20 protein-coding genes and 1 tRNA gene are annotated in these 25549 nt (G+C 72.1%); 12 read left to right on the forward strand and 9 right to left on the reverse strand.

The window, feature by feature from the left end:
• Position 1 precedes the first annotated feature (1 nt).
• From efeB to ACZ4K2_RS15960, 4 genes are all read left to right on the forward strand, one after another.
• A complete protein-coding gene (gene efeB / locus ACZ4K2_RS15945; protein WP_467468574.1) occupies positions 2 to 1282 on the forward strand; it encodes an iron uptake transporter deferrochelatase/peroxidase subunit in 1281 nt (426 codons plus the stop codon).
• An 80-nt stretch (positions 1283 to 1362) separates the two neighbouring features.
• On the forward strand, positions 1363 to 2295 hold the full coding sequence (pheA, locus tag ACZ4K2_RS15950) for a prephenate dehydratase (RefSeq protein WP_467468572.1): 933 nt from the start codon (positions 1363 to 1365) through the stop codon (positions 2293 to 2295).
• A gap of 543 nt (positions 2296 to 2838) precedes the next feature.
• Positions 2839 to 4116 carry a serine--tRNA ligase gene (serS, locus tag ACZ4K2_RS15955; protein WP_467468570.1) on the forward strand — a complete coding sequence of 426 codons (1278 nt, stop codon included), beginning with the start codon at positions 2839 to 2841 and terminating at the stop codon, positions 4114 to 4116.
• Positions 4113 to 4916, forward strand: a complete 804-nt coding sequence (locus ACZ4K2_RS15960; RefSeq protein ID WP_467468568.1) for an HAD family hydrolase — start codon at positions 4113 to 4115, stop codon at positions 4914 to 4916. Before serS ends, ACZ4K2_RS15960 begins: the two co-directional genes overlap by 4 nt.
• A 177-nt stretch (positions 4917 to 5093) precedes the next feature.
• On the opposite strand, the gene ACZ4K2_RS15965 is transcribed toward ACZ4K2_RS15960, so the two are convergent.
• The 5 genes from ACZ4K2_RS15965 to ACZ4K2_RS15985 form a co-directional block, all read right to left on the reverse strand.
• A tRNA-Ser gene (locus ACZ4K2_RS15965) sits at positions 5094 to 5178 on the reverse strand.
• 317 nt (positions 5179 to 5495) lie between these two features.
• On the reverse strand, positions 5496 to 6215 hold the full coding sequence (locus ACZ4K2_RS15970; protein ID WP_467468566.1) for an ABC transporter permease subunit: 720 nt from the start codon (positions 6213 to 6215) through the stop codon (positions 5496 to 5498).
• Positions 6216 to 6225: 10 nt separating this feature from the next.
• Positions 6226 to 7137: an ABC transporter ATP-binding protein gene (locus ACZ4K2_RS15975; RefSeq protein ID WP_467468564.1), complete on the reverse strand. Its 912-nt coding sequence runs from the start codon at positions 7135 to 7137 to the stop codon at positions 6226 to 6228.
• Entirely contained in the window at positions 7137 to 8045 is a 909-nt protein-coding gene (locus ACZ4K2_RS15980; RefSeq protein ID WP_467468562.1) for an ABC transporter permease subunit, read from the reverse strand. The genes ACZ4K2_RS15975 and ACZ4K2_RS15980 overlap by 1 nt, the downstream gene beginning before the upstream one ends.
• On the reverse strand, positions 8035 to 9000 hold the full coding sequence (locus ACZ4K2_RS15985; protein ID WP_467468833.1) for an ABC transporter ATP-binding protein: 966 nt from the start codon (positions 8998 to 9000) through the stop codon (positions 8035 to 8037). Before ACZ4K2_RS15985 ends, ACZ4K2_RS15980 begins: the two co-directional genes overlap by 11 nt.
• Before the next feature lie 289 nt (positions 9001 to 9289).
• On the opposite strand from ACZ4K2_RS15985, the gene ACZ4K2_RS15990 reads away from it, so the two are divergent.
• From ACZ4K2_RS15990 to ACZ4K2_RS16015, 6 genes are all read left to right on the forward strand, one after another.
• Positions 9290 to 10132 (forward strand): M24 family metallopeptidase, encoded by an 843-nt coding sequence (locus tag ACZ4K2_RS15990; RefSeq protein WP_467468560.1) that lies wholly within the window; start codon positions 9290 to 9292, stop codon positions 10130 to 10132.
• Positions 10129 to 11883, forward strand: a complete 1755-nt coding sequence (locus tag ACZ4K2_RS15995; RefSeq protein WP_467468558.1) for an SDR family oxidoreductase — start codon at positions 10129 to 10131, stop codon at positions 11881 to 11883. The genes ACZ4K2_RS15990 and ACZ4K2_RS15995 overlap by 4 nt, the downstream gene beginning before the upstream one ends.
• A gap of 308 nt (positions 11884 to 12191) precedes the next feature.
• Positions 12192 to 13136, forward strand: a complete 945-nt coding sequence (locus tag ACZ4K2_RS16000; protein WP_467468556.1) for a MerR family transcriptional regulator — start codon at positions 12192 to 12194, stop codon at positions 13134 to 13136.
• 121 nt (positions 13137 to 13257) lie between these two features.
• Positions 13258 to 13806 (forward strand): RNA 2'-phosphotransferase, encoded by a 549-nt coding sequence (locus tag ACZ4K2_RS16005; RefSeq protein ID WP_467468554.1) that lies wholly within the window; start codon positions 13258 to 13260, stop codon positions 13804 to 13806.
• A 95-nt stretch (positions 13807 to 13901) separates the two neighbouring features.
• The gene (locus tag ACZ4K2_RS16010) at positions 13902 to 14804 is read left to right on the forward strand and encodes an LLM class flavin-dependent oxidoreductase (protein WP_467468552.1); all 903 of its coding nucleotides are present in this window, start codon (positions 13902 to 13904) and stop codon (positions 14802 to 14804) included.
• A gap of 154 nt (positions 14805 to 14958) precedes the next feature.
• On the forward strand, positions 14959 to 15831 hold the full coding sequence (locus ACZ4K2_RS16015) for a Cof-type HAD-IIB family hydrolase (RefSeq protein ID WP_467468550.1): 873 nt from the start codon (positions 14959 to 14961) through the stop codon (positions 15829 to 15831).
• A gap of 129 nt (positions 15832 to 15960) precedes the next feature.
• Here the strand turns inward: ACZ4K2_RS16015 and cydD are convergent, their stop codons facing one another.
• The 3 genes from cydD to ACZ4K2_RS16030 are packed head-to-tail and all read right to left on the reverse strand — an operon-like array spanning position 15961 to position 22088.
• Complete coding sequence (cydD, locus tag ACZ4K2_RS16020) at positions 15961 to 19485, reverse strand: thiol reductant ABC exporter subunit CydD (RefSeq protein WP_467468548.1); 3525 nt, start codon at positions 19483 to 19485, stop codon at positions 15961 to 15963.
• Between the two features lie 59 nt (positions 19486 to 19544).
• Positions 19545 to 20564, reverse strand: a complete 1020-nt coding sequence (gene cydB, locus ACZ4K2_RS16025) for a cytochrome d ubiquinol oxidase subunit II (protein ID WP_467468546.1) — start codon at positions 20562 to 20564, stop codon at positions 19545 to 19547.
• A gap of 15 nt (positions 20565 to 20579) precedes the next feature.
• On the reverse strand, positions 20580 to 22088 hold the full coding sequence (locus tag ACZ4K2_RS16030) for a cytochrome ubiquinol oxidase subunit I (protein WP_467468544.1): 1509 nt from the start codon (positions 22086 to 22088) through the stop codon (positions 20580 to 20582).
• 210 nt (positions 22089 to 22298) lie between these two features.
• Between ACZ4K2_RS16030 and ACZ4K2_RS16035 the strand changes: the two genes are divergently transcribed.
• Positions 22299 to 22676 (forward strand): cyclophilin-like fold protein, encoded by a 378-nt coding sequence (locus tag ACZ4K2_RS16035; RefSeq protein ID WP_467468542.1) that lies wholly within the window; start codon positions 22299 to 22301, stop codon positions 22674 to 22676.
• 14 nt (positions 22677 to 22690) lie between these two features.
• Here the strand turns inward: ACZ4K2_RS16035 and hisC are convergent, their stop codons facing one another.
• Positions 22691 to 23770, reverse strand: a complete 1080-nt coding sequence (hisC, locus tag ACZ4K2_RS16040; protein WP_467468540.1) for a histidinol-phosphate transaminase — start codon at positions 23768 to 23770, stop codon at positions 22691 to 22693.
• 454 nt (positions 23771 to 24224) lie between these two features.
• On the opposite strand from hisC, the gene ACZ4K2_RS16045 reads away from it, so the two are divergent.
• Complete coding sequence (locus ACZ4K2_RS16045; protein WP_467468538.1) at positions 24225 to 25337, forward strand: LacI family DNA-binding transcriptional regulator; 1113 nt, start codon at positions 24225 to 24227, stop codon at positions 25335 to 25337.
• Positions 25338 to 25549: the final 212 nt, after the last annotated feature.

Below are 25549 nucleotides of genomic sequence, written 5' to 3' on the forward strand. Positions count from 1 at the left end.
CATGTCTGACCGGACCACCCAGGAGGCCCGTACCCCCGACGCTCCCGCGGCGGAGCGCCCGTCCCGCGGGGGCGGCCTCTCCCGGCGCGCCGTGCTCGGCACCACCGGCGCCACCGGACTGGCGCTCGGCGCGGCCGGCGGGGCCGTGGGCTACACGGCCGCGCCCGCCGGAGCCACTCCGCTGACCTCGCTCGGTGCCGGACGGGCGATGTTTCACGGGAAACATCAGCCCGGCATCACCGACGGCCTCCAGGCCCGCGGCCACCTCGTCGCCTTCGACCTGGCGCCGGGCGCGGGCCGCCGGGAGGCGGCGGCACTGCTGCGCCGCTGGTCGACGACGGCCGAGCGGCTGATGGCGGGCGAGGCCGCCCCGCACGGCGACACCGGCGTGGCCCGGGACGCCGGGCCGTCCTCGCTGACGATCACCTTCGGCTTCGGGTACGGCTTCTTCGGGCGGACCGGTCTGGAGAAGCAGCGGCCCGCCGCGCTCGACCCGCTGCCCGACTTCTCCTCCGACCGGCTCGACAAGGCCCGCAGCGGCGGCGACCTGTGGGTGCAGATCGGGGCGGACGACTCCCTGGTCGCCTTCCACGCCCTGCGCGCCGTCCAGCGGGACGCGGGCTCGGCCGCGCGGGTGCGCTGGCAGATGAACGGCTTCAACCGCAGCCCGGGTGCCACCGCGCACCCCATGACCGCCCGCAACCTCATGGGCCAGGTCGACGGCACCGGCAACCCGAAGCCCGCCGACGCCGACTTCGCCGAGCGTGTCTTCGTGCCCGCCTCGGGCGAGCCCGCGTGGATGGCGAACGGCTCCTACGCCGTCGTCCGCCGCATCCGCATGCTCCTCGACGACTGGGAGAAGCTGCCGCTCGCCTCCCAGGAGCAGGTCATCGGGCGCCGCAAGGCCGACGGGGCCCCGCTGTCCGGCGGTGACGAGACGACCCCGATGGACCTCGACAAGGCCGACGCCCAGGGCGGCTACGTCGTCCCCCTCAACGCGCACGCCCGGATCACCCGGCCCGACCGCAACGGCGGCGCGGCCATGCTGCGGCGCCCCTTCTCCTACCACGACGGCATCGACGCGGACGGCACGCCCGACGCCGGCCTGCTCTTCATCTGCTGGCAGGCGGACCCGCTGCGCGGTTTCGTCCCGGTGCAGCGCAAGCTCGACCGGGGCGACGCGCTGTCGGCGTTCATCCGGCACGAGGCGAGCGGGCTGTTCGCCGTGCCCGGTGGGGCCGCGCGGGGTGAATACGTCGGACAGCGGCTCTTGGAGGGCTGAACCGCGCGCAAACCACACGGTCGAGTGGCATTCATGAGACACGTACGACGGCTTCCCCTGCGGCCATTAGGGTGAGGGACATGCCAGCGAGCTATGCCTATCTCGGCCCGGAGGGCACCTTCACGGAGGTCGCCCTGCGCACGCTCCCGGAGGCGGCCACCCGGGAACTGATCCCGTACGTGTCGGTGCAGTCCGCGCTGGACGCGGTCCGGGCCGGCCAGGCCGAGGCGGCGTTCGTGCCGATCGAGAACTCCGTCGAGGGCGGCATCACCACCACCCTGGACGAGCTGGTCGCGGGCGCGCCGCTGACGATCTACCGCGAGGTGCTGCTGTCGATCACCTTCGCGCTCCTCGTCCGGCCCGGCACGAAGCTCGCGGACGTCAAGACGGTCTCCGCGCACCCCGCGGCCCAGCCGCAGGTGCGCAACTGGATGCGCGCGAACCTCCCCGACGCCCTGTGGGAGTCGGCGGCGTCCAACGCGGACGCCGCCCGCCTGGTCCAGGAGGGCCGCTACGACGCCGCCTTCGCGGGCGAGTTCGCCGCCGCCCGGTACGGCCTGGAGGCGCTGGAGACCGGCATCCACGACGCGGAGAACGCGCAGACCCGGTTCGTCCTGGTCGGGCGGCCCGCCCGGCCGGCCGCCCGGACCGGCGCCGACAAGACCTCGGTGGTGCTGTGGCAGCGGGACGACCACCCGGGCGCCCTGCGCGATCTGCTCGGCGAGTTCGCCTCGCGCGACATCAACCTGATGCTGCTCCAGTCCCGGCCGACCGGGGCCGGCATCGGCAATTACTGCTTCTGCATCGACGCCGAGGGCCACATCGCGGACCGGCGGATGGCGGAGGCGCTGATGGGGCTGCGGCGGATCGGTCTCCAGGTGCGGTTCCTCGGGTCCTACCCGCGCGCGGACATCACCCCGAAACAGGCCCGGCCGGTGCCGCCGAGGACCTCGGACGAGGAGTTCACGGCTGCGGCCGACTGGGTGGCGCGCTGCCAGGACGGCCGGTTCTAGCCGGTCGTACCTGCCTACGAACCTTATCCACAGAAGTTATCCACAGGTTCCCTTCTCGACCTGGGGACAAGTCGACAGGGCGGACCCATCGGGTCGACAAATCGCCCTGCCTGTCCCTCGTGCGGCCATCGTCCACTGGGCCACCCTTCGTCCACCCGTTTCCTTTGGTTCATCTTTTGGGGCGACCGTTTTCCACCCGAAGGTGGGTGTCGGCAGGGTTTGGCCCGGGAATTCCCCACGGCGGCCGAAGTATCCGGAGTGATCAATTCCGAAATCCACAGTCCATCCCCACAGCCTGTGGATAACTCCTGCGCGAGTGTGGATTCCTGTGGACAACCGGGCCGCCAAATCCCGTTCTCCACAAGGGAATCCGGTCAACCGGGCACCCGGAACCTGATCCGTCCCAGGGAGTGGGACACTTTTCCCTTGACGGCGCTCACACGCTCGGCATTCAAGGCACAACGGAACGTAAGCCGCAAATAGTGCGCCCCGTGCGGATTGATGATTCGTGAGCCGCGACCCCGCACCGGTAGCCTTGGCCTCGTGATTGACCTTCGCCTGCTCCGTGAGGACCCCGACCGTGTGCGCGCCTCCCAGCGCGCCCGTGGAGAGGACGTCGCGCTCGTCGACTCCCTCCTGTCTGCCGACGAGCGGCGCAGGTCCTCCGGCGTCCGCTTCGACGAGCTGCGCGCCGAACAGAAGCAGCTCGGCAAGCTCATCCCCAAGGCCTCCGCCGACGAGAAGGCCGCCCTGCTCAAGCGCGCCGAGCAGCTCAAGGCCGACGTGAAGGCCGCCGACGCCGAGCGCGACACGGCCGACGCCGAGACCCAGCAGCTCCTGCAGCGGCTCGGCAACCTCGTCCACCCCGACGTGCCCGTCGGCGGCGAGGAGGACTTCGTCGAGCTGGAGACGCACGGCACGATCCGCGACTTCGGCGCCGAGGGCTTCGAGCCCCGGGACCACCTGGAGCTGGGCCAGATCCTCGGCGCGATCGACGTCGAGCGCGGCGCCAAGGTCTCCGGTTCCCGCTTCTACTTCCTCACCGGTGTCGGCGCCCTGCTGGAGCTGGCCCTGGTGAACGCCGCGATCGCGCAGGCCACCGAGGCCGGCTTCACCCCGATGCTCACCCCGGCGCTGGTCCGCCCGCAGTCCATGGCGGGCACCGGTTTCCTCGGGCAGGCCGCCCAGGACGTCTACCACCTCGACAAGGACGACCTGTACCTGGTCGGCACCTCCGAGGTCCCGCTGGCGGCCTACCACATGGACGAGATCATCGACGCGGACCGGCTGCCGCTGCGGTACGCGGGCTTCTCGCCCTGCTTCCGCCGCGAGGCGGGTTCGCACGGCAAGGACACCCGGGGCATCTTCCGGGTGCACCAGTTCGACAAGGTCGAGATGTTCTCGTACGTCGCCCCCGAGGACTCGCAGGCCGAGCACCAGCGGCTCCTGGAGTGGGAGAAGCAGTGGCTGACCTCCCTGGAGCTGCCGTTCCGCGTGATCGACGTCGCCTCCGGTGACCTCGGCTCCTCGGCCGCCCGTAAGTACGACTGCGAGGCGTGGATCCCGACGCAGGGCAAGTACCGCGAACTGACGTCGACCTCGGACTGCACCGAGTTCCAGTCCCGCCGACTGGCCATCCGGATGCGTGACGGCAAGCAGGTCAAGCCGCTGGCCACCCTCAACGGCACGCTGTGCGCCGTACCGCGCACGATCGTGGCGATCCTGGAGAACCACCAGCTCGCCGACGGCTCCGTCCGGGTCCCCGAGGTGCTGCGCCCGTACCTGGGCGGCCGGGAGGTCCTGGAGCCGGTCGCGAAGTGAGCGCCGGATTCCCGTACCCCCTGATCGCCACCGATCTCGACGGAACGCTTCTGCGCTCCGACGGCTCGGTGTCGCGGCGCACCCGTGACGCGCTCGCCGCGGCCACCGCGGCGGGCGCGGCCCACATCGTCGTCACCGGCCGCGCGGTCCCGTGGACCCGGCACGTCCTGGACGACCTCGGCTACGACGGCCTCGCCGTCTGCGGCCAGGGCGCCCAGGTCTACGACGCCGACGCGCACCGCCTGCTGACCTCGGTCACCCTGGACCGGAAGCTGGCGGCCGTGGCCCTGGCCAAGATCGAGGCCCAGGTCGGTCCGCTGCACCTGGCGGCCAGCCGTGACGGCCTCGACGGCGAGGTGCTGGTGGGCCCGGGCTACGCGCTCACCGGCAAGCTGCCCGGGACGCCGTTCACGGATCTCTCCGACCTCTGGGCGGCCCCCCTCAACAAGATCTACATACAGCACCCGGTGCTGGGCGACGACGAGCTGGCGGAGGCGGCCCGGCAGGCGGCCGGGGGCTTCGTCACCGTGGCCATGGCGGGCGAGGGCATAGTCGAGCTGCTCCCGCTCGGCCTGTCCAAGGCCACCGGGCTCTCCCTGGCGGCGCGGCGGCTGGGGCTGAAGGCCGCCGACACCATCGCCTTCGGCGACATGCCCAACGACATACCGATGTTCGGCTGGGCCTCCCGCGGGGTGGCCATGGCAAACGCCCACGCGGAACTGCGCGCGGTGGCCGACGAGGTCACGGCGTCCAACGATGACGACGGCATCGCGGTGGTCCTGGAGCGGTTGCTGGCCTGAGCCACCGGCCTGCCCGGGACGCGCCGGGTGCGCGGCCGTCGCGGCCTTGCGCGTTCTTGGCAGGACTGCGGGCGCCGTACGGTCGTCGGACGGTGTCTCCCGTCGGCCGGCGACCTCGCTCGCGCCCAGCTGAGCGGTCGGACGGGACGTCGGACGGGTCAGCGTGACGGTGTCGCGCGGAGGATGCACGGATCGAACGTGCGCGGGGTCGCCCCCGACCACGGCTCAGCGAGCCGGTGCCTTGCCACTCGGCCAATCCTCCGGGTGGGCGGCCCACGCGAGAGCGACATCGCGTGCTCGAAGCGGCCGCCCCGGGCAGCTCCCGTGGCTCAGCGGAGCAGTGGCGATCGCTCCGGAGCCGGCCTCGGGCCGCCCTGACGGGAGCCGGGCGTACTGCCGTGCATGGGCATCGCCCACCTCCACTCCCGGTCTGCGGCGCCGGGACGATCCCGGCGGTGGGGCACCACCACTGTGCCCCGCCCGCCGAGTCGGACGCCACCGAATAAAACGGGCGCGGTCAGCCGCGCCCGAGTGCCCCGCCGGAGCCGGGGGCGGGGCCTCCGCCGGGGCCCGGGCCGCTCACTCCTCGCCCGCCAGCGTCAGCGACCGCAGCTTCTGGCCGGCGTACCAGGTGGCCAGGACCGTGACCGCCACCAGCAGGACGACGGCCGTCGTCAGGCCCACGTCCGAGGTGACCAGGTCACCGCCGGCCAGCTTGTGGGCGACGGCCAGCGACCACTGCTGGACGCTCAGCGTGCGCGCGCCCGCCACCAGCGAGCCGAACAGCGCCTCCCAGACCAGGGCGTAGACGAGCCCGAACACCACCGCGTGCCGGGAGACGGTGCCCAGCAGCAGGAACAGGGCCGAGTAGGCGATGGAGGAGACCAGCGCGGCGACCGTGTAGGCGACCGCGATCTGCTGGCCGTTGCCGTTCAGGATCAGGCCCGCGACGAGCGTCGGCACCGCCGAGAAGACCATGGTCACGGCGATGGCGACGATCAGCTTGGTGAAGATGATCGTGGGCCGCTTGATCGGCTTGGACAGCAGGTAGACGACGGAGCCGTCGTCGATCTCCGGGCCGATGGCGCCCGTGCCCGCGATGACACCGATGATCGGCACCATGGTGGCGAGCGCGAAGCCGCCGAGGACGTCGGCCGCCGTCTGGTCGTCCGCTCCGGTCAGGGCGCGCACGGCCACGGAGATCACGATCAGCAGCAGCGGCAGCGCGCCGAGGATGAGGGCCCGGCGACGGCCGAGCAGGGCCCGATAGGTGAGCCGGGCGACGGTGGGGTCGTACATCTTCGGCCTCCTACGCCGCGACCAGATACGAGAAGACGGACTCCAGGGACTCGTCGGACGGCGAGACCGTGAGGAGCCGGATGCCGTGGTCCTTCGCGACCTTCGGCAGCAGGGCGGTGAAGCGGCCGAAATCCACGGCCTGGACGCGCAGCGCGCCCTCGGCGTGGTCGACCTCGATGCCGGCCGTCGACGGGTCGGCGATCAGCGCGGCCGCGAGGGCGCGGTCGTCGCTGGAGCGCACCAGGTAGCGGTGCGGCCGGTCGGTCATCAGGCGGCGGATCTTGCGGAAGTCGCCGCTGGCCGCGTGCCGTCCGGCGACGACGACCTCGATGTGCCGGGCGAGCTGCTCGACCTCTTCGAGGATGTGCGAGGAGAACAGCACCGTGCGGCCCTCGTCGCCCATCGTGCGGAGCAGGTCCATCAGCTGCATGCGCTGGCGCGGGTCCATGCCGTTGAACGGCTCGTCGAGCAGGAGCAGCGACGGGTCGTGCACCAGGGCGCTCGCCATCTTCACGCGCTGCCGCATGCCCTTGGAGTAGGTGGCGATCTTCCGGTCCTGCGCGTACTCCATCTCGACCGTGGCGAGGGCGCGCTGGGCGGCCTTACCGCCGAGGCCGTGCAGCTCGGCATTGGCGACGACGAACTCGCGTCCGGTGAGGAAGTCGTACATCGCCTCCCGCTCGGGGACGATGCCGATGTGGCGGTAGATGTCCTCGTTGCGCCAGACCGGCTGGCCGTCGAGGGTGACCGTGCCGGTGGACGGGGCGAGGAAGCCGCCCATCATGTTGATGAGGGTGGACTTCCCGGCGCCGTTGGGGCCGAGCAGGCCGGTGACGCCGGGCCCGATGGTCATGGTGATGTCGTTGACGGCGACGACGTTGCCGAACCAGCGCGAGACGTGGTCGATGGAGAGCGTGGTCATCACAGGCCCACCTTCCGGTAGCGGCGGATCAGGAGGCCGTAGCACGCGGCGATCAGGCCGAGGACGAACACGACGTACACCGCGCCCTCGCCGCCGGACGGGCCGGTCCCGCCGGGGAAGGCCGAGCGGCCGCCGAGGAAGGCGGACTGCACGCCGTCGATCAGGGTGATCGGCGAGAACAGGCCGATCCACGGGACGGCGCTCCCGCTGCCCTGGACGTCGGCGATGGCCTGGAGGGTGGAGACCGCGCCGTAGGAGATGGTCATCACGGCGATCACGGCGGCGATGCCGAAGCCGCGGCGCGGGGTGACGGCGGCGATGACCAGGCCGATCCCGGCGAGCAGCAGTGAGAGCAGGGCCACGGAGACCAGTCCCTGGGCGAATTCCTCGGTCTGGTGGGCGAAGCCCAGCTTGGACAGCAGCGCGCCGATGTACATCACGAGCAGGGGGGCCGCGGTGAGCACGAACAGCGCGGAGGCGAGCGCGGCGAACTTCGCGAGGACGTAGTCGGCGGTCTCGATCGGCCGCGAGAAGTACAGCGGAACCGTCTTGAAGCGCAGGTCGCGCGAGACGGCCTGGGGCGCCTGGGAGGCGACGTACAGGCTGATCACCGCCTGCATGATGATCGCGTAGCGGGTGTAGGACACCGGCAGTTCGTGCGCCTTGGTGAAGACGGTGACGGCCACCATGATGGCGGCGGGCACGCACATCACCGCGAACAGCAGCATCGGCAGCACCTTGGACTTCACCGAGCGGCCGAGGCCGTAGGCGCCGCGCAGGGACTGCGAGTACAGCGACCGGCGGGCGTAGGCGCGGCCGAGCCGGGGGCCGTCGTAGCCGCGGTAGCCGATGTCGTGGATGCGGGACTGGTCGCCGGTGGGCGTTGCCAGGGGACGGTCAACCGCCATGGCCGACGGCCTCCTTCCGCTGTTCGTCGTGGCTGGTGAACACCTCGGAGATGTGGTGCCGGCGCTGTTCCATGCGCACCAGGCCGAGGCCGAGGTCGGCGACGACGTCCCGGACGAGGTCGTACGTCTCGTCGCCCGTGGCGGTCAGCAGCAGGATGTGGCCGGCGCCGGGCAGCCCGCCGGCCTCCGCGTGCGTGACGGCCCCGCGCGCGTGGAGCGCCTCGCGGACCGCACGGGTGCCGTCGGGGTGGGTGTCGCTGTCGGTGACCTCGATCGCGAGGGTGGTCGTGGTCTGGGTGAAGTCGGTGGTGGAGCTGGAGCGCAGCAGTTTGCCGCCGTCGATCACGACGACGTGGTCGCAGGTGCGTTCCAGCTCGCCCAGCAGGTGCGAGGTGACCAGGACCGAGATGCCGAAATCGCTGTGGATGCGGCGGATCAGACCCAGCATCTCGTCGCGGCCGACCGGGTCGAGGCCGTTGGTCGGCTCGTCGAGGAAGACCAGCCGGGGGTCGTGCACCAGGGCCTGGGCGAGCTTCACGCGCTGCTTCATGCCGGTCGAGTAGCCGCCGATGGGGCGGTAGCGCTCCTCGTACAGGCCCACGTGGCGCAGGGTGTCGGCGGTGCGCTCGCGCGCGGCGGCGGGCGGCAGGCCGGACATGCGGGCCATGTGGACGACGAACTCGGTGGCCGAGACGTCGGGCGGCAGGCAGTCGTGCTCCGGCATGTACCCGACCCGCTCGCGGATGGCGGCGCCCTTCTCGGCGACGTCGAGGCCGAGCACCTCGGCCCGGCCCTCCGTGGCGGGGGACAGCCCCAGCAGGATCTTGATCAGGGTGGACTTGCCGGCACCGTTGGCTCCGACGAGTCCGGTCACACCGGGCCCGATGTCCACGGACAGCCGGTCGAGCGCGGTCACCCGGGGGAACCGCTTGCTCAGGCTTTCGGTCGCGATCACAGTCACCCACCCGACGGTAGTGATCCGGGCCACGTCCGTCGTCAGACCACAGAGCCGTTTCCCGTCAGACCCAGGTAGTACGGGGCCCTAGGGGTTCCCCTCCCAGGGTGGAGCCCGGGCACCGGGCGGCCCTCGTCCACAGCCCTTGATCGCCCTATTGACGCCACCTCTAACAACTGCCACATTCACCAGGGTCAAGTTACGGACGCGTACCGCGGTCGACGGGACGAGTCGACGGGACAAGTCGCCGCGCCGGCGCACGAGTCGCCGGGCGACGGGACGGGACGGCATGACGACGGCAGTGAGCAGCGAACTCTCCGCGGAACTGCGGGGGTTCAGACGGGTGCAACGCCTCGCCTACGAGTGCGCCGAGGCGGTCGCGGCCCGCCTGGAGCCGGGCGTGACCGAGCGCGGGGCGGCGCGGATGCAGCGGGAGTGGCTGCGCGAGCGCGGGGTGCGGGACTGGTTCCACCTCCCCTTCGCCTGGTTCGGCGACCGCACCGCGTTCACGGGTTTCCGCGTCCCGCTCCAGTTCTTCCCGACCGACCGCGCGCTGGAGCCGGGGATGCCGTTCATCCTGGACATGGCACCGGTTTTCGAGGGGTGCACGGCGGACATCGGCTACTCGGGCTCGCTGGGCGCGAACCCGGTGCAGGACCGGCTGATGGCGGACCTGGAGGCGCACCGCGAGCTGATCCTGCGCGAGGTGCGCGAACGGCGCCCGCTGCGGGAGATCTACCGGGACGTGGACCGGCTGATGGTCCGCCAGGGCTACGCCAACCGGCACCGCGCCTATCCCTTCGGGGTGATCGCCCACAAGGTGGACCGGGTGCGGCAGCGCCGCTGGTCGCCCCACCTGTTCGGATTCGGCACGCGGTCCCTGAAGGGGCTGGCCTCCGACGCGCTGCACGGCCACCGCGAGGGCTGGTCGCCGCTGTGGTCCCCGTACCGCTTCTCGGACCACCCGCCGCGGCCGGGCCTGTGGGCGGTCGAACCGCACCTGGGTTTCCGGGGCACGGGCGCGAAGTTCGAGGAGATCCTGGTGGTCACCGATTCCAGGGACCCCGGGGAGAGCGCGTTCTGGCTGGACGACGATCTGCCGCACGTGCGGCGCTGGACGGAGGAGAAGTGACACTGGAAGGCGCGCGCGAGCGCTGGGTGCGGACCGGCGGGGTCGAGCTGTGCGTGGCCGAGCTGGGCGATCCGGAACGGCCGACGGTCGTCCTCGTCCACGGCTACCCGGACAGCAAGGAGGTCTGGTCCGAGGTCGCGGTCCGGCTCGCCGGCCGCTTCCACGTGGTCCTGTACGACGTCCGGGGCCACGGCCGCTCCACGGCGCCGCGGCCGTTGCGCGGGGGGTTCACCCTCGCCAAGCTCACGGACGACTTCCTGGCCGTCGTGGACGCGGTCAGCCCGGACCGGCCGGTGCACCTCGTCGGGCACGACTGGGGCTCGGTGCAGTCCTGGGAGTTCGTCACCGTGGGCCGCACCGAGGGCCGCATCGCCTCCTTCACCTCGATCTCCGGGCCGTCCCTCGACCACTTCGGGCACTGGATCGACGCGCGCGTGAAGCGTCCGACGCCCCGCCGGGCGGGCCAGCTCCTCGCCCAGGGCGCCAAGTCCTGGTACGTGTACCTGCTGCACACGCCGGCCCTGCCGGAACTGGCCTGGCGCGGACCGCTCGGCAAGCGCTGGCCGAAGATCCTGGAGCGGGCCGAGGGCATCCCCGGCGGCGACTACCCGACCGTCTCCCTCCCGTCCGACGCGGCGCACGGCGCCTGGCTGTACCGGGACAACGTCCGCGCCCGGCTGAGCCGGCCGCGCCCGGACGCGTACGCGCACGCGCCCGTGCAGCTCATCACCCCGCAGGGGGACGTGTTCCTCTCCGAGCGGCTGTACGACGACCTGGACCGGTGGGCACCCGAGCTGACCCGGCGCACGCTGCCGGCCGGGCACTGGGTCCCGCGCACCCGGCCCGACCAGCTGTCCGCCTGGATCGAGGAGTTCGCCGGGTCCGTGGAAGGCGGCCGGCCCGCCCCGGCCCCCACCGGCCGGCACGCCGACCGGTTCGCCGGGCAGCTCGTGCTGGTCACCGGCGCGGGCAGCGGCATCGGGCGGGCGACGGCGTTCGCCTTCGCCGAGGCCGGGGCCCGGGTGGTCGCCGTCGACCGCGACGCGGAGGCCGCGGCCCGCACCGCCGAACTGTCCCGGCTGGTCGGCGCGCCCGCGGCCTGGGCCGAGCCGGCCGACGTCTCCGACGAGCAGGCCATGGAGAAGCTCGCGGAGAAGGTGCACCGGGAGTACGGCGTCCTGGACGTGCTGGTCAACAACGCGGGCATCGGCCTGTCGGGCTCCTTCTTCGCCACGACGACCGACGACTGGCGCAAGGTGCTGGACGTCAACCTGTGGGGCGTGATCCACGGCTGCCGGCTCTTCGGGGCGCGGATGGCCGAGCGCGGCCAGGGCGGCCACATCGTCAACACGGCGTCTGCCGCGGCGTACCAGCCCTCGCGTGCCCTGCCGGCCTACAGCACCTCCAAGGCGGCCGTGCTGATGCTCTCCGAGTGCCTGCGCGCCGAACTGGCCGGCCAGGGGATCGGCGTGACGGCGGTCTGCCCGGGCTTCGTCAACACCAGCATCACGTCCACGGCCCGGTTCGCCGGTGTCGACGAGGCGGAGGAACGCCGTCGCCAGGAACGGACGTCCCGCCTGTACGGGCTGCGCAACTTCCCGCCGGAGAAGGTGGCCGACGCGATCCTGGACGCGGTGGTCCGCAACCGGGCGGTGGTGCCGGTGACCGCGGAGGCCCGCGGCGCCCACCTGCTGGCCCGCCTCGCGCCGGGGGTGCTGCGGAGGATCGCCCGGGTGGAGCCGCGGTTGTGAGGACCGGTGTCGAGTTCCGGTCGTGCGTTCCGGTCGTGAGTTCCGGTTGCGAGCCCCGGTCGTGAGTTCCGGTTGCGAGCCCCGGTCGGGTGGGCGGGGGCGGGCATGCCGGAGGCCGGGCCCGGGGGGCGTGGCGGGCGCCGGGAAGTGCGGCGGGCGCCGGGCGGACGGGGTCCGAAGCAGGCGCCCCCGCCGGGCCGGCCTACGACCGGACGGCGGGCCCGGCCTCCGGTGACCGGTCCGGGACGGGGCCCGGAGCAGCCGCCCCGCCTCCCAGCAGCCACCTCGTCGAGCGAGGGGCGTCCGCCGTGTCCGATCCCGCGGCCCGTCACGTCCACCGCATCGAGGACCTCGCGCACCTCACCGGCACCACGGTCCGGACCATCCGCGCCTACCAGGACCGCGGCCTCCTCCCCCGCCCGGAGCGCCGGGGCCGGGCCAACCTCCACTCCGGCGCCCACGTCACCCGCCTCCACCAGATCGCGCACCTCCTCGACCGGGGCTACACCCTGACCTCGGTCAAGGAGGTCCTGGACGCCTGGGACACCGGCCGCGGCCTGGCCGGCATCCTCGGTCTGGTGTCCGAGGTGGAGGGCCCGTGGACGGACGAGCGGCCCGCCCGCGCCACCCGCGCCGAGCTGGTCGCCCGCTTCGGCGGCGTGCCCGACGACGCGGTGGCCGAGGCGGTCGGCCTCGGCGTACTGGAACCCGTCGCGGACGACCCGGACGGCTTCCTGGTGCCGAGCCCCCAAGAGCTGGCGGTGGCCGTCGAGTTGCACGCCGCCGGTGTGCCGCTGTCGGTGATCACCGGTCACCTGCGGGAGTTGAGGGGTCAGATCGAGCACATCGCGTCCCATTTCCTGGAGTTCACGACCGAGTACGTGTTCGCGCGCCACCTCTCCGAGCCGGCAAGCCGCACGGACGACCACGCCGCCGAGGCCGCCTCGCTCGTCCGCCGTCTGCGTCCACTGGCCCAGCGGACCGTCGACGCGGAACTCGCCCGGGCCATGCGCGCGTTGGCCACCCGCCACCTGCGCACCCACCTCGTGGAGCGGCGACCGCCTCCCGTGCCCACCGGCACCCGGCCGGTCGCGCTGCCCGCGGAGACAATCGCCGCCGTGGAGAGGCTGGTCGGCCCGGAACGGGTTTCGGACTTCATCGCCCTGGCGGCGGAACGCGCGGTCCGTGCGCGGACCTTGGACGATCTGGTCGCAACGACACATGATCGCACCAACGTTCACGAAACAACCTGAAACTCCACCTGGTTGTCCACAAGTTCGCCAAGTAACCTGTGGATAACCGCACTTGCTTGTGGATCAAACCTCGCGCCGAAAACCGGCTGCGTGATCCGCGTCTCTCCGCCACGCTCGACTCATGGACGACAGACGCGCCATACAGGTGTCCAGATACCTCTCCAGGCACCTGCGCCATCAGCCCGAGCGCATCGGTCTCGCACCCGACCCCGGCGGCTGGGTGGACGTCGACGAGCTGATCACCGCGGCCGGCGCCCACGGGTTCCGGTTCACGCGCGAGGAACTGGAGCGCGTGGTCGCCACCAACGACAAACAGCGCTTCATGATCGAGCACGGCAGGATCCGCGCCGCCCAGGGCCACAGCATCCGGGTCGACCTCGGCCTGCCCCCGGCGGTCCCCCCGCCGTACCTGTACCACGGGACGGTCGCCGCGCACCTGGACGCGATCCGCGCCGAGGGCCTGCGTCCCATGGGACGGCACGCCGTCCACCTCTCCCCGGACCGGGAGACCGCCACCCGCGTCGGCGCCCGCCGGGGCCGCCCGGTGGTCCTCACCGTCGACTCCGGCGCCATGCACCGGGAGGGCCACGTGTTCCACGTCAGTGCCAACGGTGTCTGGCTGACGGCCGCCGTACCACAGCGCCACCTGCGCTTCCCCGGCCCGCGCTGAGCCCCCGGCGACCGCTGCCGCCCACGCGGCGGCGCCGTCCGACCGCGCCCGGTGAACGTCTCGGCCGACCTGCGGAGCCCCTTACCCTCGAACGCATGAGTCTGCGTCTGAGCACCGTGATCCTGCCGTACCGCCGCTGGCACGAGGGCGCCCGTGCGGCGTGGGTACGTGCGGAGCAGCTCGGCTTCCACACGGCCTACACCTACGACCACCTCTCCTGGCGCAGCTTCCGCGAAGGCCCCTGGTTCGGCGCGATCCCGACGCTGACGGCGGCCGCCTCGGTCACCGACCGGCTGCGCCTCGGCACGCTGGTCACCTCGCCCAACTTCCGCCACCCGGTGACCCTCGCCAAGGAACTGATCACCCTCGACGACGTCTCCGGCGGCCGGATCACCCTCGGCATCGGCGCCGGCGGCACCGGCTTCGACGCCACGGCCCTCGGCCAGGAACCCTGGACCCCGCGCGAGCGCGCGGACCGGCTGGCCGAGTTCGTGCCCCTGCTCGACCGGCTGCTCACCGAGGACGCGGTGACGCACGAGGGACGGTTCTACTCGGCGCACGAGGCCCGCAACATCCCGGGCTGCGTCCAGCGCCCCCGGCTGCCGTTCGCCGTCGCCGCCACGGGCCCGCGCGGTCTGCGGCTCGCCGCGCGGTACGGGCAGGCGTGGGTGACCACGGGCGACCCGAAGCTGTACGAGACCGGCACGCCGGAGCAGTCCGTCGAGGCCCTGCGCGGGCAGCTCGGCGCGCTGTCCGAGGCGTGCCGGGCCGTCGGGCGGGACACCGCCGAACCGGACAAGATCCTGCTCACCGGCTTCACCCCCGACCGCGGCCGGCCACTGACGTCCCTGGACGCCTTCGTGGACTTCGCCGGGCGCCACCGCGAGCTGGGCTTCACCGAGATCGTCGTCCACTGGCCCGTCCCGGACACCGACTTCGCCGCGGACGAGAAGGTCTTCGAGCGGATCGCCATGGAGGCCGCGGCCCAGCTGGACTGACCGCCGGCGGCACGTCCCGCCCGGGGCGCGCGCCGGGTCCGTCCGGCCGGGGCCCTCCGGGAGCGCCCCCCTCGCCGGCCGGCCGAACGTCGCCTGCGTCTCATCCGTGCGGACCGGCGCACGGCCGTGCGGGCCCCTGGGCGAGAATGACCGGGTGACCTCAGCGACCAGACAGCCCGGGACCCCTGCCGCCGCCCCGCCCGCGCGGCTGATCGCCACCGACCTCGACGGCACCCTGCTGCGCGACGACAAGTCGGTCTCCGCGCGGACCGTCGCCGCACTGGCCGCCGCCGAGGAGGCCGGGATAGACGTCTTCTTCGTCACCGGCAGGCCCGCCCGCTGGATGGACGTCGTCAGCGAACACGTCCACGGCCACGGCCTGGCGATCTGCGGGAACGGCGCCGCCGTGGTCGACCTGCACGGCGGCCCCGGCGCCCACCGGTTCGTGAAGGTGCGCGAGCTGGCCCGGGAGAACGCCCTGGACGTCGTACGCCTGCTGCGCGAGGCCGCGCCGGGCACGGTGTTCGCCGTCGAGCAGACCTTCGGCTTCCACCAGGAACCGGGCTACCCCAAGCTGCACATGGAGGCACCCGACAACCTCCTGCCCGCCGAGGAGCTGCTCGCCACCGACGGCCCGGCCGCAGCCCAGCCGGTGCTCAAGATCCTCGCCCACCACCACTCCCTCGACCCCGACGCCTTCCTCACCCTGGCCCGCCTGGCGATCGGCACGCACGCCACCGTCACCCGCTCCAGCCCCAGCGCCCTGCTGGAGATCAGCGGCCACGGCGTGTCCAAGGCCAGCACGCTCGCGCTGTGCTGCGCCGAACGCGGCATCTCGCACGAGGAGGTCGTGGCCTTCGGTGACATGCCCAACGACGTCGAGATGCTGACCTGGGCCGGCCAGGGGTACGCGATGGGCAACGCCCACCCCGACGTCATCGCCGCCGCCTCGGGCCGTACGGTCGCCAACAACGACGACGGCGTGGCGGTCGTGATCGAGCGACTCCTCGCGGACCGCGAGGCGTAACCGCACCACCACGGCGTGCCGTGGCGGTACGGCGCCTCCCGCACCCCGGTCGTGCCGGGGCCGTCCGTCGCCCGCGGGGCGGCGTCACCGTCGGCCCGCGGCCGGGCCGCGCGCACCGGGTGCCAGGGCTCACCGCACCGGCACCAGCGACTCCGACTCGGCCTCCCGGCGCGCCATCTCCCGCAGCGGCCCGTCCTCGGCCGCCAGCCGCTCGTACGGCCCCCGCTGCACCACCCGGCCCGCGTCGAGCACGATCACCTCGTCCACCGCGTCGAGCCCGGCCAGCCGGTGCGTGATCAGCAGCGTGGTGCGGCCCTCCGTCGCCGCCAGCAGATCGGCGGTCAGGGCGTCCGCCGTCGCCAGGTCCAGGTGCTCGGCGGGTTCGTCCAGCACCAGCACCGGGAAGCCGGCCAGCAGCGCGCGGGCCAGTGCCAGCCGCTGCCGCTGCCCCCCGGAGAGCCGCGCGCCGTGTTCGCCGACGAGCGTGTCCAGGCCGTCGGGCAGCGCGTCCACCCAGTCCAGCAGCCGGGCCCGGGAGAGCACTCCGCGCAGCTCCGCCTCCGTCGCGTCCTTCCGGGCCAGCAGCAGGTTCTCGCGGACCGAGCTGTCGAAGAGATGCGCGTCCTGGGCGCACAGCCCGACGAGCCGCCGCACGTCGTCGCCCGCCAGCGCGCACGCGTCCACACCGGCGAGGGTGTAGGAGCCCGCTGCCGGGTCCAGGAACCTCAGCAGCACCTGCGCGAGGGTCGTCTTGCCGGAACCGGAAGCCCCCACCACCGCGATCCGGCGCCCCTGCTCCAGGGTCAGGTCCAGTCCGGCCAGCGCCTCCCGCCGACGTCCCGCGTACCGCGCGCCCAGGCCCTTGACGACCACCGGGAACGGGGAGGCGGGCGCCTGCCGGGGCGATTCCGGCTCGCGCACCGGCTCGGGCGCGTCCAGGACCTCGTACACGCGCTCCGCGCTGCGCCGCACCCGCTGCCGGTACCGCACGGCGAGCGGCAGACCGAGCACGGACTCGAAGGCGGCCAGCGGAGTGAGCACGACCACGGCCATCGCCACGCCGTCCAGCCGCCCGGCCGCCACCGCCTGGGCCCCGAACACGGCGGTGGCCGTCACGGTCAGCCCGGAGACCAGCGCGGTCAGCCCGTCACCGAGCCCGGTGACGGCGGCGGCGCGCTCGGCGATCCGGGTGAGGGTCCCGTCGGCCCGCCGGGCCGCGGCCGCACGGGCCGGCAGCGCACCGGCGACGGTCAGCTCGGCGGTGCCGGTGAGCAGGTCGGTCACGCGGGTGGCGAGCTCGCCGCGGGCGGGCGCCAGCCGCCGCTCGGTGCGCCGGGCCGCGGCCGCGGTCAGCAGGGGGACGCCCGCACCGGCCGCCAGCAGACCCACCGCGAGGGCGGCGCCCGCCTCGGGCAGCAGCCAGCACGTGAAGCCGACGGAGGCCGCCGAGACGCCGGCGGCGATCCCGGCGGGCAGCAGCCAGCGCAGCCAGTAGTCCTGGAAGGCGTCCACGTCCGACACCAGCCGGCTGAGCAGGTCACCGCGCCGGACACCGGCGAGTCCGGCGGGAGCCAGGCGCTCCAGCCGCCGGTACACCGCGACCCGGGTGTCGGCCAGCATCCGCAGGACGGCGTCGTGGGACACCACCCGTTCGGCATAGCGGAAGACGGCCCGCCCGATGCCGAAGGCCCGCGTCGCCGTCACCGCCACCATCAGATACAGCACCGGCGGCTGCTGCGACGCCCGGGAGATGAGCCAGCCGGAGGTCGCCATCAGCCCGACGGCGCTGCCCAGCGCCAGGCCGCCCAGCAGCAGCGCCCCGGCCAGGCGTCCGCGCGCCCCGCCGCCCAGGCCCCGGACCCGCCCCAGCACGCTCCGGCCCCGTGCGGTGGAACCCTCGTGCGGTCGCCGGCCGGCCCGGGCCGCCGTGGGCGCGGCTGCCGGGACATCCGCCCCGGCTCCGGCCCGCACCCCGGGTGATGGTTCCGCCTGCGCGTCGAGCCGCGGTCCCGCCGTCCCGTCCACGGGTTCGTCGAGGCGTACGACCCTGTCGGCCACCGCCAGCAGCGCGGGCCGGTGCACGACGAGCAGCACGGTCCGCCCGGCCGCGAGCCTGCGCACCGCCGCGACGACCTCCTCCTCCGTCGCCCCGTCCAGCGCGGCCGTCGGCTCGTCCAGCAGCAGCACGGGCCGGTCCGCCAGGAACGCCCGCGCCAGCGCGAGCCGCTGCCGCTGCCCCGCCGAGAGTCCCGCCCCGTCCTCGCCGAGCACGGTGCCGGTTCCGTCCGGCAGCGCCTCCACGAAGTCCAGCGCCCCCGCGTCCCGCAGGGCCCGGCGCACGGCCCCGTCGTCGGCCCCGGGCCGGGCCAGCCGCACGTTCTCCGCGATGGTCCCGGCGTACAGGTGCGGCCGCTGCGGCACCCATGCGATACGGGACCGCCACTCCGCGAGGTCGAGGCCGGCGAGATCGGCTCCCCCGATCCGTACCCGTCCCTCGGCCGGCCGGACGAACCCCAGCAGCACGCTCAGCAGCGTCGACTTGCCCGCCCCGCTCGGCCCGACCAGCGCGACGGTCTCACCGGGCTCGACGCTGAACGACACACCGCTCACCGCGTCCGAGGAACGCCCCGGATAGCGGACCGCGACCCCCTCGAAGGCGAGCGGCCCCTCAGGCACCGCGGCGGTCCCGGACTCCGGCGCCGCCGTCTCCAGGACCGTGAAGATCTCCTCCGCCGCGGCGAGCCCCTCCGCCGCCGCGTGGTACTGCGCACCTACCTGCCGCAGCGGCAGGTAGGCCTCCGGCGCCAGCACCAGGATCACCAGACCGATGTACAGGTCCATGTCGCCGTGGACCAGCCGCATCCCGATCGTGACGGCGACCAGCGCGACCGACAGGGTGGCCAGCAGTTCCAGCGCGAACGAGGAGAGGAAGGCGATGCGCAGCGTCCGCAGGGTGGCCTGCCGGTACTCGCCGGTGATACGGCGGATGGAGTCCGCCTGCGCCTTGGCCCGGCCGAACACCTTCAGCGTGGGCAGCCCGGCGACGACGTCCAGGAAGTGACCGGACAGCCGGGACAGCAACCGCCACTGGCGGTCCATCCGGGACTGGGTCGCCCAGCCGATCAGCATCATGAACAGCGGGATCAGCGGCAGCGTGCCGACGATGATCGCCGCCGACACCCAGTCCTCGGTGACGATCCGGGCCAGCACCGCGACCGGCACGACCACGGCGAGCCCCAGCTGCGGGAGGTAGCGCGAGAAGTAGTCGTCCAGGGCGTCGACGCCCCGCGTGGCGAGGGTGACCAGCGAACCGGTCCGCTGCCCGCTCAGCCATCCCGGTCCGAGCGCCGCCGCCCGGTCCAGGAGCCGTGCCCGCAGCTCGGACTTCACGGCCGCGCTCGCACGGTGGGCGGAGAGCTCCGTGAGCCACGCGACCACCGACCGCCCGACGGCCACGGCGGCCAAGAGCAGCAGGGGAGTGCGCAGGTCAGCGGCCGACTGACCGTGCTGGAACGCCCCGACGACGATGTCGGCGATCAGCATGGCCTGAGCGATGACGAGCCCGGCACCGACGGCCCCCAGGCCGACGACGGCCACGAGGAAGAGCCGGGTGGCGCGTGCGTAGCGCAGAAGACGGGGATCGATGGGTTTCACGTGAAACATGCCCTTCGGTCCCGAGGGTGCGTTTCACGTGAAACGCACCCTCGGCGGACTCAGTGCGCGGCGCCGGCAGCAGCGTCAGGAGCGATGTGCTGCGTGCCGATCCGCTTGCGGAAGACCCAGTAGGTCCAGCCCTGGTAGAGCAGGACGAGCGGGGTGGCGATCGCCGCCAGCCACGTCATGATCTTCAGGGTGTACGGGCTCGACGAGGCGTTGGTGACCGTCAGGCTCCACTGCGCGTCGAGGGTGGACGGCATGACGTTCGGGAAGAGCGAGAGGAAGAGCATCGCCACCGCGGCCACGATGGTGAGGCCGGAGAGGGTGAACGCCCATCCTTCGCGTCCGGCCTGGTTGGCCGCCAGCGCCGCTCCCAGGGCCACGACGGCCACGATCAGCGCCACCAGGCTCTTGCCGTCACCGCTGTGGTCCTGTGTCCACAGCAGGAACGCGAGTGCCACGACGGCCGCGATCAGGCCGACCCACCGGGCCAGCTTCCGTGCCCGCACCCGGATGTCCCCGACGGTCTTGAGCGCGGTGAACACGGCCCCGTGGAAGGTGAACAGGGTGAGCGTCACCAGACCGCCGAGCAGGGCGTACGGGTTGAGCAGGTCCCAGACGCTGCCGACGTATTCGAAGTTCCGGTCGATCTTCACCCCCCGCACGATGTTCCCGAAGGCCACGCCCCACAGGAACGCCGGGAGCAGCGAGGTCCAGAAGATGGCCGTCTCCCAGGAGCCCTGCCACTTCTCTTCCGGCCGCTTGGCCCGGTACTCGAAGGCGACGCCCCGGACGATCAGGCAGACCAGGATGAGCAGCAGCGGCAGGTAGAAGCCGGAGAACAGGGTGGCGTACCACTCCGGGAAGGCGGCGAAGGTGGCGCCGCCCGCGGTGAGCAGCCACACCTCGTTGCCGTCCCAGACGGGGCCGATGGTGTTGATCAGCACCCGGCGTTCGGGCCGGTTGCGGGCCAGCAGCCTGGTGAGGATGCCGACCCCGAAGTCGAACCCCTCCAGGAAGAAGTAGCCGGTCCACAGGACCGCGATCAGAACGAACCAGACGTCGTGAAGTTGCATGACTGTTCCCCCGGCCTAGTACGAGAAGGCCATCGGTTTGTCGGCGTCACGAGTGTCGCCGCCGATCTTCGTGGGCGGGTTGAGGTCGGCCTCGGTCAGTTCGGGCGGGCCGGCCTTGACGTACTTCGCGAGCAGCTTGACCTCGACCACGGCAAGGACCGCGTACAGCGCGGTGAACACGGCCATCGAGGTGAGGACCTCGCCCTGGGAGACACCGGGGGAAACCGCGTCCCGGGTCTGCAGGACGCCGTAGACGACCCACGGCTGGCGGCCCATCTCGGTGAAGATCCAGCCCCAGGAGTTGGCGATCAGCGGGAAGGCCATGGTCCAGGTGGCGATGCGCCAGTACCAGTGGGTGAGCGCCGGGCTGAGCGCCTTGCTCTTGAAGAGCACCAGGTGCGGCACCTCGTCGTCGCCGACCCGCAGGTGCTGCGGCAGCAGGAACTTCTTGCGGGTCAGCCACAGCCCGGCCAGTCCGATGGCGAAGGAGGCCATGCCGAAGCCGATCATCCAGCGGAAGCCCCAGAAGGCGACGGGGATGTTCGGCCGGTAGTCACCGGGCCCGAACTTCTGCTGCTCGGCCTTGTTGACGTCGTTGATGCCGGGCACGTAGGAGTTGAAGTTGTCGTCGGCCAGGAAGGACAGCAGGCCGGGTATCTCGACGGCCACGGAGTTGTGGCCCTTGTCCACGTCGCCGTAGGCGAAGATCGAGAACGGCGCCGGCTTCTGGCCGTCCCACAGCGCCTCTGCCGCGGCCATCTTCATCGGCTGCTGCTTGAACATCACCTTGCCGAGCGTGTCGCCGCTGACCGCGGTGAGCAGACCGGCGATGACCACGGTGACCAGTCCGAGCCGGAGCGTGGTCTTCATCTCGCGGATGTGCTTCTTGCGCGTCAGGTGGTAGGCGGAGATGCCCACCATGAAGGCGCCGCCGGTCAGGAAGGCCGCCGAGAGGGTGTGGAAGGCCTGGGTGAGGGCCGTGTTCTGGGTCAGCACGGCCCAGAAGTCGGTCAGCTCGGCCCGCCCGCGAGCCTTGTCGATCTTGTAGCCGACCGGGTGCTGCATCCAGGAGTTGGCCGCGAGGATGAAGTACGCCGACAGGATCGTGCCGATCGAGACCATCCAGATGCAGGCCAGGTGGATCTTCTTGGGCAGCTTGTCCCAGCCGAAGATCCACAGACCGATGAACGTGGACTCGAAGAAGAACGCGATCAGCGCCTCGAAGGCGAGCGGGGCACCGAAGATGTCGCCGACGAAGCGCGAGTAGTCGGACCAGTTCATGCCGAACTGGAACTCCTGCACGATGCCGGTGACCACACCCATCGCGATGTTGATCAGGAAGAGCTTGCCCCAGAACTTCGTCGCCCTGAGGTACTTCTCCTTCTCCGTGCGCACCCAGGCCGTCTGCAGCCCGGCCGTGAGTGCGGCCAGGGAGATCGTCAGCGGAACGAACAGGAAGTGGTAGACGGTGGTAATGCCGAACTGCCAGCGCGCCAGTGTCTCCGGCGCCAAAGCAAGGTCCACGTCGTCACTCTCCTAACTACGGCGTGGTACAGCGGCGGTTTGCCCCCCTTTGAGAACCACATAAAGGAGCAAACGGGACGCGCTTGTGAACGCGTTCACATTCACAAGCCATTATGACGCACTGATTCTCAGCCGCCGAGGGGGGGTCCCCCCTTCACCTTCGCGTCAAGTCCTTGGCAGCGACTTCAACATCTTGTTGAATTGCGCGCCGTGCAGATACGCATCTCCTGGCCCGCGGGCCACATCACCGCGACCCTCGACGCCGGCACGCCGACCTCGCAGGCCCTCGCGAAGGCACTGCCTCTCGCTTCGACCGCGCACACATGGGGTGAGGAGGTGTATTTCGACACAGGCATCTCTGTTTCACGTGAAACGGACGCCCGTCAGGTCGTGGAACCGGGCACGGTGGCCTTCTGGACGGACGGCGACTCGCTCGCCCTGCCCTACGGACCCACGCCGATCTCGCGAGGCGACGAGTGCCGCCTCGCGAGCCCCTGCAACATCCTCGGCAGCCTGGACGGGGACGCCGGTCTCCTGGCGACCGTGCGGGACGGCGACCCCGTCCGGGTGGAACTGATCGAGGAGTAAGCCCTGCTCCGGAGCTAGATCTCCTTGCGGAACGCCTCCGCCACCTTCAGGAAGATGTCATTCGCCTCCGCCTCGCCGACCGTCACCCGCACACCCTCGCCGGGGAACGGCCGGACCACCACACCGTGCGCCTCACACGCCTGAGCGAACGCGACCGTACGCTCCCCCAGCCGCAGCCACACGAAGTTGGCCTGCGTCTCCGGCACGGTCCAGCCCTGGGCCTGCAGCGCGTCGACCACGCGCTTGCGCTCGCACACCAGCGAGCCGACCCGGCCCAGCAGCTCGTCCTCGGCGCGGAGCGAGGCGACGGCCGCCTCCTGCGCGAGCTGGCTCACCCCGAACGGCACCGCCGTCTTGCGCAGCGCCGCGGCCACCGGCTCATGGGCGATCGCGAAACCGATCCGCAGCCCCGCCAGTCCGTACGCCTTGGAGAAGGTCCGCAGCACACAGACGTTGGGCCGCTTCCGGTACAGCTCGACACCGTCCGGCACCTCGGGGTCGCGGATGAACTCGCGGTAGGCCTCGTCCAGCACCACGAGCACGTCACGCGGCACCCGGTCGAGGAACCGTTCCAGCTCGGCCCGCCGCACCACCGTGCCGGTCGGGTTGTTGGGGTTGCACACGAAGATCAGCCGCGTCCGGTCGGTGATCGCGTCGGCCATCGCGTCCAGGTCGTGCACGTCCCCCGGCGTCAGCGGCACCTGCACCGACCGGGCGCCGCTGATCTGGGCGATGATCGGGTAGGCCTCGAACGACCGCCAGGCGTAGATCACCTCGTCGCCCGGGCCGCTGGTGGCCTGGATCAGCTGCTGGGCGACGCCCACCGAGCCGGTACCGGTGGCGAGATGGGAGATCGGCACACCGAAGCGCTCGGACAGCTCGTTCATCAACCCGGTGCAGGCCATGTCCGGGTAGCGGTTGAAGTCCGAGGCCGCAGCGGTAACGCTCTCCAGCACACCCGGCAGCGGCGGGTACGGGTTCTCGTTGGAGGACAGCTTGTAGGCGACCGGCCCGCCCGCCGCAGCCGGCTTGCCCGGCTTGTAGGTCGGGATACTCTCCAGCTCGGCGCGCAGCTTCGGGCTCGTCTCGCTCACCGCAGTCCTCCTCGCGACCACCGGCGGACCGTCGACACCGCCGGCTTCCAATACTTCTCACCTTATGAGGATTCAGCGCCGCTGCGTACAGGTGCGAGGCTGCCGACCGAGCGAGAACCGCCGCGGAGAGCCGGGGAACCTCAGGTTCCCCTCCGGCATCACGGGCATCACCGCACGAAGGCGGACTTTTCGGGGGGCGCCCCATACATATATCTATGCGCCGGTGGCTTGCGCCGTGGCGCGCGTCGCCCGTGAAGGTGAGTTGAGACCTCTTCGAGACATCGGGCACGTGGCAGGTCCATCCGCGTCGACAAGACACGTCTTACTATGGAGGCAGCCAATCGCCTTGGTTTAGAAGGCAGTTGGCTGCTCTTGACCATGCAGAAACGAGCCTGTCAACGCGTGCATATGCGTCCGCACTACCCCACCGCATGAGCCCTACTATCGGCTCGCCATGACAGCAGCAGGGAAGCACCAGGTGAGCCGCGCGGAAACCTCACGTCGAGGCAGCCGGCCGGGCCGGGCGGGCATCAGGGACGTCGCCGCCGCCGCCGGAGTCTCCATCACGACCGTGTCCGACGCCCTCAACGGCAAGGGCCGGCTCCCGGATGCCACCCGGCGCCATGTCCGCGAGGTCGCGGACCGGCTCGGGTACCGGCCGTCGGCCGCCGCCCGCACCCTCCGGACGGGCAAGTCAGGTCTGATCGGCCTGACCGTGACCACGTACGGGGATGAACCTTTCACCTTCACGGAGTTCGCGTACTTCGCCGAGATGGCCCGGGCCGCCACCTCCGCCGCGCTCGCCCGCGGCTACGCCCTGGTCATCCTGCCCGCGACCTCCCGCCATGACGTCTGGTCCAACGTCGCCCTGGACGGCACGGTCGTCATCGACCCCTCCGACCAGGACCCGGTCGTCAGCGAACTCGTCCGGCAGGGGCTGCCGGTCGTCTCCGACGGCCGCCCGGCCGGCTCCCTCCCCGTCACCGCCTGGGTGGACAACGACCACGAGGCCGCCGTACTCGGCATCCTCGACCACCTCGCCGCCGCCGGCGCCCGCCGCATCGGCCTGCTCACCGGCACCTCGACGGACACGTACACGCACCTGTCGACCACCGCCTACCTGCGCTGGTGCGAGCGGGTCGGCCAGGACCCGGTCTACGAGGCCTATCCGGCGCACGACCCGTGCGCCGGAGCCGTCGCCGCCGACCGGCTGCTCGCCCGCCCCGACCGGCCGGACGCGGTCTACGGACTGTTCGACCCCAACGGCACCGACCTGCTCGCCGCCGCCCGCCGCTACGGCCTGCGCGTCCCCGACGACCTGCTGCTGGTGTGCTGCAGCGAGTCCACCGTGTACGCCAGCACGGAACCGGCCATCACGACGCTCTCGCTGAAGCCGCGCCGCATCGGCACGGCCGTCGTCCAGCTCCTCATCGACGCCATCGAGGGCGTCGACTCCGACCACCCGGTCGAGCAGGTGATACCGACCGAACTGATCGTGCGCACGTCCTCGCAGCGGCGGCCACCGCGCACGACGGTCAGCCCGCCGCGGACGCCGGACGGGAGATAGCCGCCGTGCCGCACCGGCCCGCACGGAGCCGGGCCGGTGTGACACGGGTCCATCCGGGCGGGTCCCGGCCGGGCGAGCGCCGGTCGAACATCTGCCCAAACGGGGCGAAAGCCGCGGTGAACCGGAGTCTTGTTCCGATTCATGACCCCTGGGTCGTCACATGGCGCTACGCGCATTCCTATGATGGGCCCACGACACCGCGGACCGCTGCG

This window comes from Streptomyces sp. NPDC025833, from assembly GCF_055558055.1.